Genomic DNA, 15,851 nt, shown 5'->3' on the forward strand with positions numbered 1-15,851 from the left:
ATCGAAGAAAAAGCCGCGGAGCGATCCGCGGCTTTTTCTGTGCATGTCACATCGGCCTACGCTGCCATAGACCACCGACGCGCCGGGCAAATAGGCACGATCGCAGGGATCACCAGCACTCGGCGACAGTGCCCGTTGGTTTCGGACTACCGCCGATGGTTTTGCGACCAGCCTGATCCAGGCCGAGTGTGCCGCAGCGCGTGTCCTTCGCCTGGCGCCCCTGCGGCGTTGCGGTCAGGCTGAACGCGTTGGGCCTTTTCGCGTCCACTGCCATACCGATCAGATACGCGGCCGTCCCCGATGCGGGTGATTGCACGTCCTTGCCGTCGTTGACGGTCTCCCAGAATCCCACGTAGGTATTGCGTACGGTATGGAAGCGCTCGGCACGCTGCGCCAGTTCGGCCAGGTCGGCCTTCGCTTGGCCGCGCTTGGACTTGCGGACCGCGTCCTCATAGCTCGGATAGGCGATGGCCGCAAGGATCGCGATCACTGCGACCACGATCATCAACTCGATCAGGGTGAACCCCGTCGGTCGCCGTGCGCGACCGTGATCGCGCTGCCTGGAAGTCATTGGATCTGCCTCCAGGACTGACGACCGCACGGATACGGCAGGTAGCTCGTGTCGGCGCCCGCGACGGTCACCGCCATCCAGCAGCCCTGGGGCGGCGGAGAAGGCGGCTCGCCCCCGTCGTCATCGCCTTCCCCGCCGTCGCCTCCCCCCTCGGAGGACGGCGGCGGTGCCGTGCCCTGGTTGTTTCGGGGCAGCGCGAGCACGCCGACATCGCGGACCGGCGCGCTTCCACCGGTATCGAGCGCCAGGCCTGCGGTGCCTTCCGCGTAATGGCTGCCACCGATCGAACCAGTGCGGGCCGACGAGAGCCCGGCAGCTCCAGTCAAGGCATTGAGGCCGTAGAGCCAGTTGAACCCCTGCGTCGAGCATCCGGTCGCGTTGTCCTGCGGTGCATAGGTCGGCAGGAAGACGACGCCCGATGCGATCGAGGGGAACCCGACGAAGCGCTCGCCCGCCGGCAGCGTCAGGCGCCAGCCGCGCCCAGTCCCGGACGGCGCCGTGGGGGCAGACAGCACACGCACGCCGTTTTGCGTGCCCAAGATGGTCCGCGAGACGAGATGGGACGGGCGGATCGGCGCGAACGCCGAAGTCGGCGGGCCGCGTACCGGATCGACGATCGCGTACAGCGACTGCACGCTCTGATCGCCGGGATCGCCGACGAACGAAAAGCTGCCGGTGCCGAAGTACAGCATCACGCCCCCGCCGGGACCGGCCGTCGCCAGCAGACCGCCGGTGATCGGCTGCCGATACGTCGCTCCGTTCGACTCCGCTTCCTGACTGGTGAACAGCGGCAGCGTCAACGCGTCCGAGGTCGGCTCGCGCAGGTCGAACTTCCAGATCGCGCCCTTCTGGTCCGCGGCATAGACGGTATCGACGAATCCATCGCTGCCAGGCGCGTCGAGTGCGTCGGTGGCCGGATCCAAGCCGGTCCGAGAGCGCCAACGGTCCACGGCCACGAGGTTGCCCAGTCCGTTGCCGCCTGCGATCCCGCTGTCCGGATCCTCGGCTTCGATCATCCGAATGGTCGGCGCCCCCTCGGCAATGTCGACGACGAACAGCACCGCCTTGCCGTTCTTGCTGCCATAACCATTACCGAAGATCGCCTTCCACGCGACCGTGCCATCGGTGTGCCTGACGGGCACGATCACCGGCCGACCGAGGACATGGCCGATGTTGTCGCGCACCTCCGCATCGAGCGTATCGTCGAGATCGCTGATCTCCCACAGCCTGTCCGCGGCATCGAAGGATCCCGGATCGGACACATCGAGCGCGAACACGCTTCGCCCGCCTGCGCCGCTGGCACCGACAACGACGGTCTTCCAGGTGCCGGCAACCCGGGCATCGCCGACGGCAACCGGCCCGTCGACGTAGTAGCGATGGCTGAACTTCTGGTCATTGCGGTCGTCGGGATCGTAGGGATAGAGCAGGTTGCCCAGATGGCCCACAGCGGTCGCAGGAATGTAGGCGAAACGCTCTCGACCGCCGGCGCTGTCGCCCGGCTTCGTGTTGCCCGAAGCATCCATGCCGCCATCGAACGCGTGGAACATACCGTCGTTCGCGCCGACGTACACCATGTAACGCCTGCCCTGCTTGGCCTCGAGGTAAGCGCCGTAGCTGCCGTCTCCCGAGCGCCCGCCGCCATACGCGGTCGGCAACGCCTGGTAGCCGTAATCGTCGCTCGGCGCGCTGACCACCGGCGTGGAGTTGACGATGTCCCCCAGCACGGTGGTCCGGTCCCGAAAACCGCCGCCGAGCCGTTTTTCCAGGCTCGTATCGCCGAGCAGATAGCGTCGCGCGGCGCCGGCGCTGGTGGCGCCGAGCGCTTGCAACTCCGCTGCCGTGCAACGCGACATCCCGGGATAACGTCCATTGTCCTTCGTGCAGAGGTCCTCAAGCGTCAGCACCCCGTCGAGATAACGGGAGACGCGACCGCCGTGCGCAACCCACACGTTACGGCTCGCAGCCTCCGGAAATCGCGCGCTAGCATCCCACAACGGCTCGTATTCGACCGTACCGCTCGACCGATTGAGCGCGACCTTGCTTGCCGTGAGGCGGCTGAACCAGTCGGTACCTTCGTTGCGGACCTCGTACTGCGGCGTCACCGCCAGAGATCCCTGTCCGACCCGCGCGCCACTGACTGCAAGGCTTCCCGAGGGCGACGTTCCCGACGTCACCGACAACAGGATGCGACGCATCGCCGCCGTGATGTCGGCCGGCGTGCGCGCGTTGATCAGCTCGCCGCGCGTGTTGACCGTGGCGTGCCAAATGTCGTCGACCGTGCTCCGGTTGTTGTCCTGCGCAGGCGGCCAGTTCTGATAGACGCGGGCATCGGTATACGGATCAAGCAGATTCACCGGGTCATAGAGGTTGCCTCGGCCACCGAGAGTGACTCCGTAGAAATTGACGTGCAGGTTTTTCTGGCAGTTGATCCTGGGATCGTTGCTCGGGCACGACGACGGCACCGGCACCTGCCCGGCCGCCAGATCGGTTCGCAGCGGAGAACGGCCAGCGTTATCGAGATAGTAGGCTGCCGCGATGTCGGCCATCGTGCTGGAGTGGCCATCAGCGAACGGGATTCCCATGCCGCCATCCCGGTTGGCGGGACTGCCCAGGCTGGGGCCGACCGCATTGCTGAAGCCGTCAGTGAACAGCATCGTGGCATTACGCTGGCATGCCAGTTGCACCGGCGCGCCTGCATCGCTTCTCCGGAACTGCTCGCCCGCCGCCTTCACAGCCTGCCGGTTGGGCGTGCCGCCGCTGGCGGGCAATGCGATCATCTCGGAATACAGCGCCGCCTTGCCCTCGGCAATGCCCATATCGCGCATCACTACACGCTCGTTCGGGCTGGCCAATGGAGCGTCGTAGCTCGCATACCTGTTGATCGGAAAGTAGCCCACGCGCATCGAATTGACGCTTGCCATGGACTGGGTCATCCCCGCGATCATGGCCCGATTCCGGTTGCCGTAGAACGAGTACCAATTGGCAAAATTCTGCAGCGCCGCAGTCCCCGGCTGGATCGTGTATTTCCACAGGTGGCAACCGGGACCACAAGCATTGTCGACCCGCGTGCGGGGCGTGCTTGCCTTGGTGTAGACGCCCGTCGCCCCGTCCAACATCGGCCACGCATCATTATCGGTGCGATACCGCATGAAGAATGCGGCCGGCCAGTAGCGAACGTAAAGCGCGCAACTCGCGCTCATGCGATGGCCCTCGGCGCCGACCGTGCGCCAACGTCCCCCGCCGCTCAAGCCGCCGCAACCCGAACTCGAGACCAACCGGTACTCGGTGCCCGCAGGCAGGAACATGCTGGTGTAAGCCTGGAACCTCGAACGCGTATTCTCGTCCCCGAGATTGGAGGCCAGCGCAATCGTGGCCGCATTGCGTGGATCGATCCGCGTCTGTGCAGTGCCGGCCTGCGCGTAAGGGACGCCGTCGGACGCGATCCATGGCTCATATCGGATCTGCGGGTTGAAGTACGACGGATTGAAATCCGGGGACCGGGCGAATCCATAGTTGTCGACCGGGGGAATCCCCAAGTACGTGTCGCCGATACGGGGCCCCGTATAGGAGTAAGAATATCGACAGGTCGTCCCAGAAGTACGAAGCACGCCCGATGAAGAAAAGAAACTTCCGTAACTAGAACTATTTCCTTGAAGGAAGCAGCCGTAACCGTCCGACGCCGGGAACTGATTATGGAATGTCATCGATCCCGAATCGTCCACCGCCATGATGAAGGCCGGCGGCACCTGGATCTGCGTGTTCAAGGGGGCCTGTGCGAGCACGCCCTGCCCTTGCTCGGCCCGAAGGCCATGGATGAAATAGCCGCCAACGGCGAGCGCGACGAGGCCGACGACGACGGGAACAGGAATGCGGCGCAATGCCATGCGGTCGTCCTCAGAGCCGGAAAATGGTGTCGACGACCGCCGACGAGGTGGGGTTGCCTTCGACATCCACGGCGTACCCCGTCACCTGATAGACGGGAAATGGGTTGGCCTGTACGGGCCCGCCTGCGCCGAGCGAACCACCGGCGGGAATGCACTGGTCGATCTGACGGACCGCCACGGCCGGACCATCGCCCAGCGTCCGCTGCGATGCCCAGCGCCTCGCCTGGAAGCCGGTATCGCAACTCCGTTCGATATCGGCCTCGGTCACGGCAGCGCAACCGCCGATGCTGGTGCGGTTCTCGATGTTCTCGATCGCACACTCGGCATTCCGTACCAGTCCTTCGGCATTCTGGAAGGCCAGGTTCACCGCCCGATGGTTGGCGGCCATTCGCTCCTGCATGCCGGCGACCCGCATGCCCACCAGCCCGATCAGCGCAAGCAGGATCAGCATGATCAGCGCGATGTAGAGCACGGCACCGCGTTGCGCGCTGGGGGGCGGAACCGGAGCCGTCACGATCACTGGAAACGCGCGCATGCTCAATTTCCGAAAAGCCGGTTGCGAAGGGCCACGCTCACCTCGTGAGTGGTGCGATAACGACCATCCGACGCATCAGCCGGGAGAAACGCGACCCCGAGCACGCGTTGACGGACCGCCTCGGCGTCGGCATCGATGGCGCCTGCCGGCCGCGGGCTTCTCGCCAGGATGCCCACTTGCACGAGTCCGACCCGTCGCCATGCGTTTGCGACCGACTCCGTCCCCGACACATCCTTCAGCACGCCCGCTGCCGTGTGCTGGAAGGCGACATGTCCCTTGGGCGGAGCCCTGGCGGAAAGGCTGGCGACCTCGTCCTGTCCATAGAGGAACTGCAGGCTTTCGATCCCTTCGACGAGTTCCTCGCGATGACTGGCCGGGTACTGCCCGCTGGCGTCCGCGCGCGCACGATAGAGCGCCGGCTCACCGGAAGCCCCCGCCGCCACGTAGTAGACGATGGAGTCGGCACGGTGCAGCATTGTCTCGCCGACCGGCTGCGCCGCATATCGCGCCGCGAACGCGGTGCCGCCGACCGTCGTGACGCGACCTGACGCAAGCGTGCCTTCGAAAACATCGGCGAACGTGCAGTCGCCGATGCCGAAGAGCTCGGGCGTCGCGACGCCGTCGACTTTGAGGTCCTCGTCGCTCGACGTATCGAACCGGATGACGTCGTTGCCATCGATCGTCTCGATCGCATTGACCGGCACGCCGAGCGCATGGAAGAAACGCAGCACGATGATGTCGCTGCCAGGTAGCGGGCGCAGGACCTCGATCGCACTGGGCAAGCCTTCTGCCGGATCCCAGGCGGCCCCGAGCGTCAGCTTGTCGCCCGGCGCACTGGATGGCGCCTCGTACCCCTGGACGGACACCGAGAAATCGAGCGGGCTGCCTGCTGCGGGTATCGACGCGAAATTGAGGGTCGGATCACCCAGTTCCTTCACGAAATGCGCTTGGTCGTTCACGCAACCGAAGTGCCCCGCCATGCGGATGTCGCGCTGCAGGAAATCGATTGCGAAACGCGCATTCTCCTGCGCGCGCGACGCGCCTTCCGACAGCCGGTACGACAGGTGTGAGGCTGTGAACACCTGGATGAGGCCAAGTATGAGCAGGCTGCCGATGACCAGGGCCACCATCAATTCAACCAGCGACATGCCTGCCTGTGACCGGCCGTGGTAGCGCGTCATAGACGGCTGCTCACGACGAATGAAGTCAACGCATCCGGGGCGCGCTGATCCCATCGCTGGTCTCCCCAGTTGATCGTGATCGATACGTCTCCGTTCGCGCTGTAGACCACGTCGGCCGACGCGCTCGAGCCCAAGGCCTGTACGACCTGACATTTCCAGCGTGCGGTGCTTTGCGCCACGGACACACTGCCTATCGGCCGGCTGCAATCGCTCGCAACGACGGTGCCGGCCTCGAAACTGGCGCCCCCTTTGCCGCCATACCAGGCCGCTTGGTAGCGGTTGGCCCGCATCTGGTCGAGCAGGTCGTAGGCAAGATTGGTCGCCTGGGTCCGGTGATTCGCACTCTGCGTGTAGCGCAATGTCATCGTCTGCAGCAGCGCGAATCCCAGCAGTCCGAACGCCAGCACGAGCAAGGCGATCAGCACCTCGAGCATGCTGAAGCCGCGCTGCCGCAGACCGCCCCGGCCATGCAGGCGGGCGCTCACTGACAGACACTCCTCGTCGACCGGGCCTGGCCGCTTGCCGACAGCGTGACCGTGCCCCTCAGCGGACTCGACGTCGCACATTCGGAGGGCTGCAACGTGATCGTATAGGGTTGATCGGGCCGGCCACGCCGGTCGAACCTGATCTGGCGGACGTCCTTGCCGGCCGACACGGCCAGCCCCCGTACGCCCTGCAGGGACCGGACGATCCGGTCGTCCTCGCCCAGCTTGCCGTCGCCGTCGAGATCCAGCCAGACCAGCCAGCCATCGTTCCAGGACGCGCCGTCGCATGACGTGCCGCTGGTCGATGCGCAGACCAGCGCACCGCCAGGGCTGCGCAGCGCCTCCGAGCGGGCCAGCGACAACGACGTCAAAAACTCGTTGGTGGTCGTCGCGACGCGATTGGAGCGCAGCGTGTCCTCGAAACTCGGAAACGCGATCGCCGCGAGCACGGCGAGAATCGCGACCGTCACCATCAGCTCGATGAGCGTGAAGCCCCCGCTTCGCATGCGACGCATGCCCCCTCCCCCGACCGTACCTGGCCGCCCAATAGTCTAGGCGGCCCGCGGCGGCGCCGCAAAGCGGCGTCTGACGAGCGGTCTGCGGGCCGCCTGCCGACGGCCTTCGGCACGCCCCAGGCGGCCCCGCCTCCACCTGACGAGCGCAAATTCACGAAAACTAACCCGATGCCCCCCCGGTTTGGGATCAGGCGATCACCTCGTAGCAGGGCCGGTACTCGCCGGAGATCTTCATGCGCCGCTGCTCGATGAACGCGCGCAGCAGCGCGTCGAGCGACTGCATGATGTCGCGGTCGCCGTGAATCTGGAACGGGCCGTACTGCTCCACGCGGCGCAAGCCGTCCTCCTTGACGTTGCCGGCCACGATGCCCGAGAACGCGCGGCGCAGGTCGGCCGCCAGCTCGTGCGGGCGCCGGCCGTGGTGCAGGTCGAGCGCGGCCATCGCCTCATGGGTCGGCACGAACGGCTTCTGCAGGTCCAGCGGGATCGTCAGCGACCAGTTGAAGTAGAACGAGTCCTTGTGCGCGACTCGGTACTCCTTGACCTTGCGGATGCCGGCCGACATGCGCTTGGCGACCTTCTGCGGGTCGGCGACGATGATCTCGTAGCGCGATGCGGCTTCCTCGCCGAGCGTCAGGCGGATGAACTGGTCGATCTGCTCGAAGTACGGCGCCGACGCCGTCGGCCCGGTCAGGATGAACGGGAACGGGATCTCCCGGTTCTCCTCCTGCAGCAACAGGCCCAGCAGGTAGAGGATCTCCTCGGCGGTGCCCACACCGCCGGGGAAGACGATGATGCCGTGGCCCAGGCGCACGAACGACTCGAGGCGCTTCTCGATGTCGGGCATGATCACCAGTTGGTTGACGATCGGGTTGGGCGACTCGGCGGCGATGATGCCCGGCTCGGTGATGCCGATGTAGCGCGCCGGGTACTGGCGCTGCTTGGCGTGCGCGACGTTGGCGCCCTTCATCGGCCCCTTCATCGCGCCCGGGCCGCAGCCGGTGCAGATGTCCATGCCGCGCAGGCCGAGCTGGTAACCGACGAGCTTGGTGTAGTCGTACTCGGCGCGGCTGATCGAGTGGCCGCCCCAGCATACGACCATGTTCGGATCGCCCGGCTGCAGCAGGCGCGCGTTGCGCAGCAGGCCGAACACCGCGTTGGTGATGCCCGACGACGACTCGAGGTCAGCCGCGTACTCGGGCCCCAATTCGATCGCGGTGTAGGCCAGGTCGCGGACCACCGCGAACAGCAGTTCGGCCACGCCGAGGATGATCTGGCCGTCGACGAAGGCCATGCCGGGCGCGTTGATCAGCTCGATGCGGATGCCGCGGTCCTGCTGCAACACCTGGATGTCGAAGTCCGGATAGAGCTCCTGCGCCGCGCGCGGGTCGTCAGACGCACTGCCGCTGGTCAGCACCGCCAGGGCGCAGCGCCGCAGCAGGTCGTGCATGCCCCCGCTGGAGGCGTCCTTCAGGCGCGCGACCTCGTCCCGGGACAGCACGTCCAGCCCGCCGCGCGGGTACACGTAGGCATTCACCACCGGCAGCGCCGTCGCCGCCACGCTCGTCTCGCTCATCTGCTTCTTCTTCGGCTTCTTTTCAGGGGTGCGGCACTGTAGCGCAGCCGCCCGCACAAACGGAAACGGCCGGGTTTCCCCGGCCGTTTCCTGACGCTCAGCGATTGCGACGGATCAGAACTTGTAGCGGAAGCCGATCTGCACGGACCAGCGAGATTCCCAATCGGTCAGCTGCACCTGGGTCACACGGGTCGGGTCGAAATTGTAGATGTACTTTCCGTCCACCTGGCTGATGCCCGCGAAGCTGGCAGCGCCACGACCGCTGAACGGCGAGGCGTAGCTGACCTGTCCCCAATCCTTGTTGATCAGGTTGCCGACGTTCATCACGTCCACCCAGATTTCTGCCTTGTGTCCGTCGAAGAAGGCAGGGATTTCCTGGCTGACACGCAGATCGAAAGTATTGACCCACTTGTTGTGTGCGCTGTTTCGCGGCGCGATGCCCCCCCGGTAGCGCAGGAGATCCTCTTCACCGGCCAGCCATTCGAAGAACGCCTGCTCCATTGCCGCGCCACCGGTGAAGTGCACGTCGCCAGGGCCACCGGGCACGTAGAACAGATCGTTCGAGTACCCGTCGCCATTGGCGTCGTTGAGGAAGCGCCAGCTGTACGGCAGTCCGGAACGCCCTTCCCAGAACAGCGACACGGTCGTGTGGTTGTCGCCGAAGAACGCCTTGCGGAACTGCAGGCTGCCGGTGAAGCGGTCCTTGATCTCGTAGTTCGTGGTCGAAGCCACAACATCGTTCGGATTGACGCCGAGCGGGCCGTTCCAGTTGGAGATCGCACGAGACGATGTCAGCGGGCTGACTTCGGTCGCGTCGGTATACGTATATCCCAGCGACCAACCCCAGTTCTCGATCAGCGGCTTGCTCAGGCTCATCGTGAACTGGGTGCTACGCCCCTGATCGGTGTTCTTCAACAGGATCACGCCATCGTTGTGCCACCCGGTAATGTTTTCATAACCCGGGATCGTGTCGGCGACCGCGCCTACGCCGGCATTGCTGCCAGCACGCACGCCGGTACCCGCATAAGGATTGACCCAATACAGGTCGCGGCCGTCCTGAGGACGCACGGCATTGACGTTACCGATATCGAGGCGCTCGAATGCGATGCCATCCTTGACCTTGGTGTGCAGCAACTCCACCGAACCGGTGATGCCGTACCAAGGCAGCTCGTGATCGAACGCAAGGTTGGCCTTCCAGACCGACGGCTGACGGATGCCCTTCTCCATCAGGTTGACCATGCTCGTGTAGCCGGAAGCAGGCGACGGAACGGGCAGGTTGTTGATGTCGAGCGTGGCCGGCAGTCCGGCCCACATCGCTTCGCGCTCCGCTTGGCTCAGGCCAGCCGCGCGGGCGTTGTAGCCGATCAGTCCGAACCCGCTGTTCTGGTAGGAGTTTCCCACCCAGACATTGGCCGCAGCGCCTTGGAACAGGCCCACGCCACCGCGAAGCTGCGTGGGACGATCGCTGTCGAACGTGTAGTTGAAGCCGAAGCGGGGCTGCACCAACGTCTTGTCCAGCGTCTCACGGTTGTCGTACCCATAGATCTCTTGCACCAGCAGGTTGTGCACCGGCACGTCGTCGACGTCCGGGATATCCACACGCAGGCCGAACATCAGGTTGAGGTTGTAGTTCACCGCCCAGGTGTCCTGCACGAACAGGCCGGTGTTGTTGTGCTTGTACTGCATCGCAACAGAATTCAGGTCATTGCCCGGAACTGGCGCATTCAGATCGTAGACCCAGTAACGGCCGGCGCGGAAATCCTCGAGACTGGCAAACCCATACGTTCCCCAGATGTTCTGGGCGTACAGGTTGTAGATGTCGTTGGACTCCCAGTCGAAACCGAACTTCAACGTGTGGTCACCGACGTACCAGGTCGCGGCGCCAAATGCAGTGGTCGTCTCGGTGTTGATCTGATTACCGTGACGGAATTCGTCGGCACCGGCCGCCAGATAGGGCGGCGCAACGTCGGCGTTGCTGACGCCGCTGCCGATGACGATCGAAGGCAGGCGCGAGTAGACACTGCTCAACGAGTCGTAGGTGCGACGACCGATCTTGAATTCGGTCGAGAAGCTGTCGTTCCAGTCGCTGAAGAGTTGGACCACGCCAGTCTCAACGGTCTTGGTGATGTCGTACCAGCGGCTGCTCAGACCAAGCGCCTCTCCGGTGGTCGGCATGCCGTGGCCCGAGTATCCGGTCGCCAAGCCGCTGCCCCCGAGGTTCGGATCGGTCTGCTCGAGCTTCGAATAACGGGCCGAAAGACGGTGGTTGTCGCTGATGTTCCAGTCGATCTTGACTGCGTACTCTTCGACCTCCTGCTTGGTCTCCGTCGGTGCAGCAGTGCCGCCGAGATCCACGCCGTAAACATCGCGGGCAATTTGCTGGGCTTCAGTAATGAAGGCCGGATCGATGTCGATGACGTTGGTGGCGTTCGAGCCACGCGGACCGAACGAAGACGCCGCACGGCTCCGCTCGTAGTTCTCGTAGTTGGCGAAGAAGAACAGCTTGTCCTTCACGATAGGGCCACCAAAGGTAAGGCCGTACGTCTGCTCGTCCTCGAACCCGGTGAATTCAGTATCGGTGATCGGATGATCGCCAACGAAGCCCTTGTCACGATAGGTGCCATACACGGAACCGTGGAACTCGTTGGTACCCGATTTGGTCACCGCATCGACAACCGCACCGGTCGCGCCGGTGATCGTGGTGTCGTAGTTCGCCACATCGATATTGATCGCCTCGATGGCGTCCATCGAAACCGGCTGGCGCAGTGTCGGGAAGCCGTTGGATTCCAGGCCGAACGTATCGCTCGTGTTCACACCGTCGATGCGGATGGCGTTGTAACGGGGATTCTGACCGCCGACCGTCAGCTCGCCGCGCGACTTGTCGCTCTGGCTGATGCGCGGATCGAGGCGGACGTAGTCCTGGATGTTGCGGTTAATCGACGGCAACGCTTCGATCTGCTGCAGCGAGACGGACGAACCAGTACCCATCTTGTTCGCGCTGAAGATCTCGGACATGCCACCGGCAGCCGTCGCGGTCACGGTCGCCAGCGTTGTCATGTCGCCGGTCAGAACCGTGTTGACGGTGTTCGCCTGGTTCAACGCAAGGTAGACGTTGTCCTCGGTGCGGGTGCCCTCGCCCGGCTTGGTGATCGTGATCGTGTAGGGACCGCCGACGCGCAGGCCGCGCGCGTTGTAGCGGCCGCTGGCATCGGTGGTGGCGCGGCTGACCGTGCCCGACTCGGTATGGACGATGGTCACGTCGGCGCCCGTGACGGGCTGGCCGCCGGCACCGGTCACCTGGCCGCCGACGCCGGCGGAGGTGCTCTGCGCGAACGCGGGCGCAGCGGCGAGTGCGACGATCAGGCCAAGCGACAGTTTGGAAAGTCGGGCGCGATTCGGGTGGTTCATGGGTGGTAAGCCTCGATGCGTGGATAGCGGCGCGGGCCTTGCGGCTTGGCGGCGGTCAGGTCGGTGAGCGAGTGGGGGTCCCCTGCCACGGCGCGCGGGCGACGCGCTGTGGTTAAGAACAGGTTAACACGGTAGCCCGCGCCGGTGACAGTGCCATGACAACGCAGGAAGGCCGCAACCAGCTGAATACCTTGGGATTTATCGGGTTGCGCGACGGTGCGCCGGGCCGCCCGTCGCGGCCCGGTCACATCGGCGGATCTTCACGCTGCCGGAACGTCCCGCAGGAAGCCGACGATGCCGTCGAGCAGCATCTGCACCGAGATCGCCACCAGCAGCATGCCCATCAGCCGCTCCAGGGCAGTCAGCGCGCGCGCGCCGAGCAGCTTGTAGAGGTAGGTGGCCGAGAACAGGATCGCCGCGGTCGCGCCCCAGGCGATCAGCAGCGCCAGGCTCCACTCGCCGAGCCGGTCGGGTTCGTTGCTGCCCATCAGCATCACCGCGGCCATGCCCGAGGGGCCGGCGACCAGCGGGATCGCCATCGGCACGATGAAGGGCTCGCCGTCGGGGATCTCGCCCATCAGGCCGCCGGTCGGCGGGAAGATCATGCGGATGCCGATCAGGAACAGCACGATGCCGCCGGCGATCGCGACCGATTCCTGGCGCAGATGCATCACCTCGAGCGCGTACTTGCCGCCCCACAGGAACAGCATCAGCACCAGCAGCGCGATCAGCAGCTCGCGCGCGAGCACCACGCGCTGGCGCTGCGGGGTCAGCCGCCGCAGCATGCTCAGGAACACCGGGATGTTGCCGAGCGGATCGAGGATCAGGAACAGCAGCAGCGCGGCCGAGGCGATGGTCATGCAGCAGCTCCGTCGCCGGGCGACCAGACCTGGCCGCGGTGCGCGGCGCCGGCGGCCGACAGCAGCGCGACGCAGTGCGGGGCGACCTGCGCCGGGTCCTGCGCGAGGCGGTCGTCCTCCTCGACGTGGGCGCGACTGCGCAGCCCGGTGCGCATCGGCGGCGGGCACAGGCCGCTGACCCGGACCGGCGAATTGGCGAGCTCGGCGTGCAGCATGCGCACCAGCGTCTCCAGCGCGGCCTGGGCGATGCCGTAGCCGCCCCAGTAGGCCCCGCCGGTCCGGGCCGGCGGGTCGATCGCGAACACCACGGCGCTGTCGGCGGCGCGGCGCAGCAACGGCAGGCAGGCCTGGGTCAGCCACCAGCGCGCGGTGAGGTTGACGTGCAGCGCGCGCGAACGCCGCCGGGTCGGTGTGCTCGAGCGGGGTCAGGCCGGCGAACTGGGCGGCGGCGTGCAGCACGCCGTCCAGGCGCCCGGTCTCGGCCTCGATGCGCGCGGCCATCTGCGCGTAGTCGTCCGGGCCCGCGCCTTCGAGGTCGAGCGGATACAGCGCCGGCGCGTGTCCCAGCGCCTGCAGCCGATCGTGCAGCCGATTGAGGCGTGGGACCTTGCGGCCGAGCAGCACCAGCGACGCGCCGGCCTCCGCGCACGCCAGCGCCGCGGCCTCGCCCAGGCCGCCGTGCGCGCCGACGATCAGGATCGTGCGCCCCGCGAGCCCGGCCGGGCGCACGGGGATCTCCAGCAGCGGTGCGCTCACGCCTTGAGCACCTCGGCCAGGATGCGGGCCAGCTCGCCCGATTCGTGCAGCTCCAGCGTAATGTCGCAGCCGCCGATCAGTTCGCCGTGCACGAACAGCTGCGGGAACGTCGGCCAGTTCGAGAACCGCGGCAGGTTGGCGCGGATTTCGGGTTCCTCGAGCACGTTGATCGTGCGGACATCGCGGGCGCCCGCCGCCTCAAGCGCCTCGACGGTGCGCGCGGAATGGCCGCACATCGGGAACTGCGGCGTCCCTTTCATGAACAGCACGACGGCATGGCCGTCGATTTCGGCCTGGATGCGTTCGAGGATCGACACGAGGCGACTCCGAAAGGGGCGCGTCGCCGGCAGTGGCGGCGACGGTCGGGGTTAGAATCCGCCCATTCTATCGCGTCGCACCCGGCGCCATCGCCTCACGGAGATTTCCGCGCCCCATGCCCGTCGAACACGCCGCCCTGCCCTACGACCGCACCGCGCTCGAACCGCACCTGTCCGGCGACACGCTGGACCAGCATCACGGCCGGCACCAGCTCGCGCATGTCGAGCGGGTCAACGCGCTGGTGGCGGGCACCGACCTGGCCGATGCGCCGCTGGAGGCGATCGTGCGCAAGGCGCACGGCGAGCTGTTCGACCACGCCGCGCAGGCCTGGAACAACGCCTTCTACTGGCATTCGCTCAAGCCGGCCGCGGCCGGCGGCGGCGGCGATCCCAAGGGCAGGCTGGCCGAGGCGATCGCCCGCGACTTCGGCGACGTCGCCACGCTGCGCAGCCGCTTCGACGCGCTGGCGCTGCGCCACTTCGGCGCGGGCTGGGCGTGGCTGCTGCAGCGCGGCGACGGACGGCTGGGCCTGGCGGTCACCGCGAACGCGGCCACGCCGCTCACCGGCGACGACACGCCGTTGCTCGCCGCGTCGCTGTGGGAGCACGCCTGGTACCTCGACTACCGCGACAACCGGCCACGCTACCTCGAGGCGTTCTGGCACCTGGTGAGCTGGGACAGCGTCGCCGCGCGGCTGCGCGCCTAGCGGACGCCCCCGACGGCGCGCGCTCGGAGATAATGCGCCTCCCCCGCCCAGACGCCCTTCGATGACGCCCGCCGCCAGAGCCCAGTGGCAGATCCACCTGTGCGTGCTGCTGTGGGGCTTCACCGCGATCCTCGGCAAGCTGATCACCCTGCCCGCGCTGCCGCTGGTGTGGTGGCGGATGCTGCTGGTCGCCGGCACGCTGATGCTGCTGCCGCGGGTCTGGCACGGCCTGCGGGCGCTGCCCGTCCGCCTGCTGCTGGCCTACGCCGGCGTAGGCGCGCTGGTCGCGCTGCATTGGCTGACCTTCTATGGCGCGGTCAAGCTCGCCAACGCCTCGGTCGCGGCGACCTGCATGGCGCTGGCGACGGTGTTCGTGGCGCTGATCGAGCCGCTGGTCGCGCGCAGCCGGTTCTCGTGGCGCGAACTGCTACTGGGCCTGGCGGTACTGCCGGGCGTGGCGCTGGTGGTCGGCGGCGTGCCGGCCGGCATGCGCGCGGGCATCGCGGTCGGCGCGCTGTCGGCACTGTTCGTGGCCTGCTTCGGCGCGATGAACAAGCGCCTGGTCGAACGCGCCGATCCGCTCACGGTCACCGCGCTCGAACTCGGCGCCGGCACCCTGACGCTGACCGCGCTCGCGCCGTTGATGCCGCTGCTGTTCCCGGCGCTCGCGGGCAGCCTGCTGACGCTGCCCAGCGCGCAGGATGGCGCCTGGCTGCTGCTGCTCGCGTTCGCGTGCACGCTGTTGCCGTTCGCGCTGTCGCTGGTCGCGCTGCGGCACATGAGCGCGTTCGCCGCGCAGCTGGCGGTCAACCTCGAGCCGGTCTACGCGATCGCGCTGGCCATCGTGCTGCTGGGCGAGCAGCGCGAGCTCTCGCCGGGCTTCTATGCGGGGGTCGCGATCATCCTCGCGGCGGTGCTGGTCTACCCGGTGCTGGCGCGTCCGCGCCGCATCGTGCACGCCGAGAACATTGGCACCGGCGAGGCGAAGTCGATCACCCGGTGAGCGCGGACGCGCGCCGATCGCATGCGAGGACGGCGACCGGCGATAATGGCCGC

General features: G+C 66.5%; 12 protein-coding genes and 1 pseudogene. 2 read left to right on the top strand and 11 right to left on the bottom strand.

The genetic code is table 11. From position 1 onward, the window contains the following. Nucleotides 1–109 precede the first annotated feature (109 nt). The 11 genes and pseudogenes from WQ56_RS05630 to grxD form a co-directional block, all read right to left on the bottom strand. Nucleotides 110–571: a type IV pilin protein gene (locus WQ56_RS05630; protein WP_047136102.1), complete on the bottom strand. Its 462-nt coding sequence runs from the start codon at nucleotides 569–571 to the stop codon at nucleotides 110–112. Continuing rightward, on the bottom strand, nucleotides 568–4,455 hold the full coding sequence (locus WQ56_RS05635; RefSeq protein WP_047136103.1) for a PilC/PilY family type IV pilus protein: 3,888 nt from the start codon (nucleotides 4,453–4,455) through the stop codon (nucleotides 568–570). Before WQ56_RS05635 ends, WQ56_RS05630 begins: the two co-directional genes overlap by 4 nt. Before the next feature lie 10 nt (nucleotides 4,456–4,465). Continuing rightward, nucleotides 4,466–4,990, bottom strand: a complete 525-nt coding sequence (locus tag WQ56_RS05640) for a PilX N-terminal domain-containing pilus assembly protein (protein ID WP_047136104.1) — start codon at nucleotides 4,988–4,990, stop codon at nucleotides 4,466–4,468. A gap of 2 nt (nucleotides 4,991–4,992) precedes the next feature. Then, nucleotides 4,993–6,171 carry a PilW family protein gene (locus tag WQ56_RS05645; RefSeq protein ID WP_047136105.1) on the bottom strand — a complete coding sequence of 393 codons (1,179 nt, stop codon included), beginning with the start codon at nucleotides 6,169–6,171 and terminating at the stop codon, nucleotides 4,993–4,995. After that, on the bottom strand, nucleotides 6,168–6,656 hold the full coding sequence (gene pilV / locus WQ56_RS05650; RefSeq protein WP_255350604.1) for a type IV pilus modification protein PilV: 489 nt from the start codon (nucleotides 6,654–6,656) through the stop codon (nucleotides 6,168–6,170). The genes WQ56_RS05645 and pilV overlap by 4 nt, the downstream gene beginning before the upstream one ends. Continuing rightward, a complete protein-coding gene (locus tag WQ56_RS05655; RefSeq protein ID WP_047136107.1) occupies nucleotides 6,653–7,171 on the bottom strand; it encodes a GspH/FimT family pseudopilin in 519 nt (172 codons plus the stop codon). The genes pilV and WQ56_RS05655 overlap by 4 nt, the downstream gene beginning before the upstream one ends. Before the next feature lie 187 nt (nucleotides 7,172–7,358). After that, nucleotides 7,359–8,747 (bottom strand): nucleotide 5'-monophosphate nucleosidase PpnN, encoded by a 1,389-nt coding sequence (gene ppnN / locus WQ56_RS05660; protein WP_047136108.1) that lies wholly within the window; start codon nucleotides 8,745–8,747, stop codon nucleotides 7,359–7,361. Nucleotides 8,748–8,861: 114 nt separating this feature from the next. Next, nucleotides 8,862–12,155, bottom strand: a complete 3,294-nt coding sequence (locus WQ56_RS05665; RefSeq protein WP_047136109.1) for a TonB-dependent receptor — start codon at nucleotides 12,153–12,155, stop codon at nucleotides 8,862–8,864. 260 nt (nucleotides 12,156–12,415) lie between these two features. Then, nucleotides 12,416–13,015, bottom strand: coding sequence for a YhgN family NAAT transporter (locus WQ56_RS05670; protein ID WP_047136110.1), 600 nt, complete (start codon nucleotides 13,013–13,015; stop codon nucleotides 12,416–12,418). Next, nucleotides 13,012–13,756: pseudogene (locus tag WQ56_RS05675) on the bottom strand (SDR family NAD(P)-dependent oxidoreductase). Before WQ56_RS05675 ends, WQ56_RS05670 begins: the two are co-directional and overlap by 4 nt. Before the next feature lie 11 nt (nucleotides 13,757–13,767). Continuing rightward, the gene (grxD, locus tag WQ56_RS05680) at nucleotides 13,768–14,088 is read right to left on the bottom strand and encodes a Grx4 family monothiol glutaredoxin (RefSeq protein ID WP_047136111.1); all 321 of its coding nucleotides are present in this window, start codon (nucleotides 14,086–14,088) and stop codon (nucleotides 13,768–13,770) included. A 116-nt stretch (nucleotides 14,089–14,204) separates the two neighbouring features. Between grxD and WQ56_RS05685 the strand changes: the two genes are divergently transcribed. Both WQ56_RS05685 and WQ56_RS05690 read left to right on the top strand, forming a co-directional pair. Further along, entirely contained in the window at nucleotides 14,205–14,795 is a 591-nt protein-coding gene (locus WQ56_RS05685; RefSeq protein ID WP_047136112.1) for a Fe-Mn family superoxide dismutase, read from the top strand. A gap of 61 nt (nucleotides 14,796–14,856) precedes the next feature. Then, on the top strand, nucleotides 14,857–15,798 hold the full coding sequence (locus WQ56_RS05690) for a DMT family transporter (protein ID WP_047136113.1): 942 nt from the start codon (nucleotides 14,857–14,859) through the stop codon (nucleotides 15,796–15,798). The last annotated feature ends 53 nt before the right edge of the window (nucleotides 15,799–15,851 follow it).

The organism is Luteimonas sp. FCS-9 (genome assembly GCF_001014645.1).
In the GTDB taxonomy this organism is placed as follows: Bacteria; Pseudomonadota; Gammaproteobacteria; order Xanthomonadales; family Xanthomonadaceae; genus Luteimonas.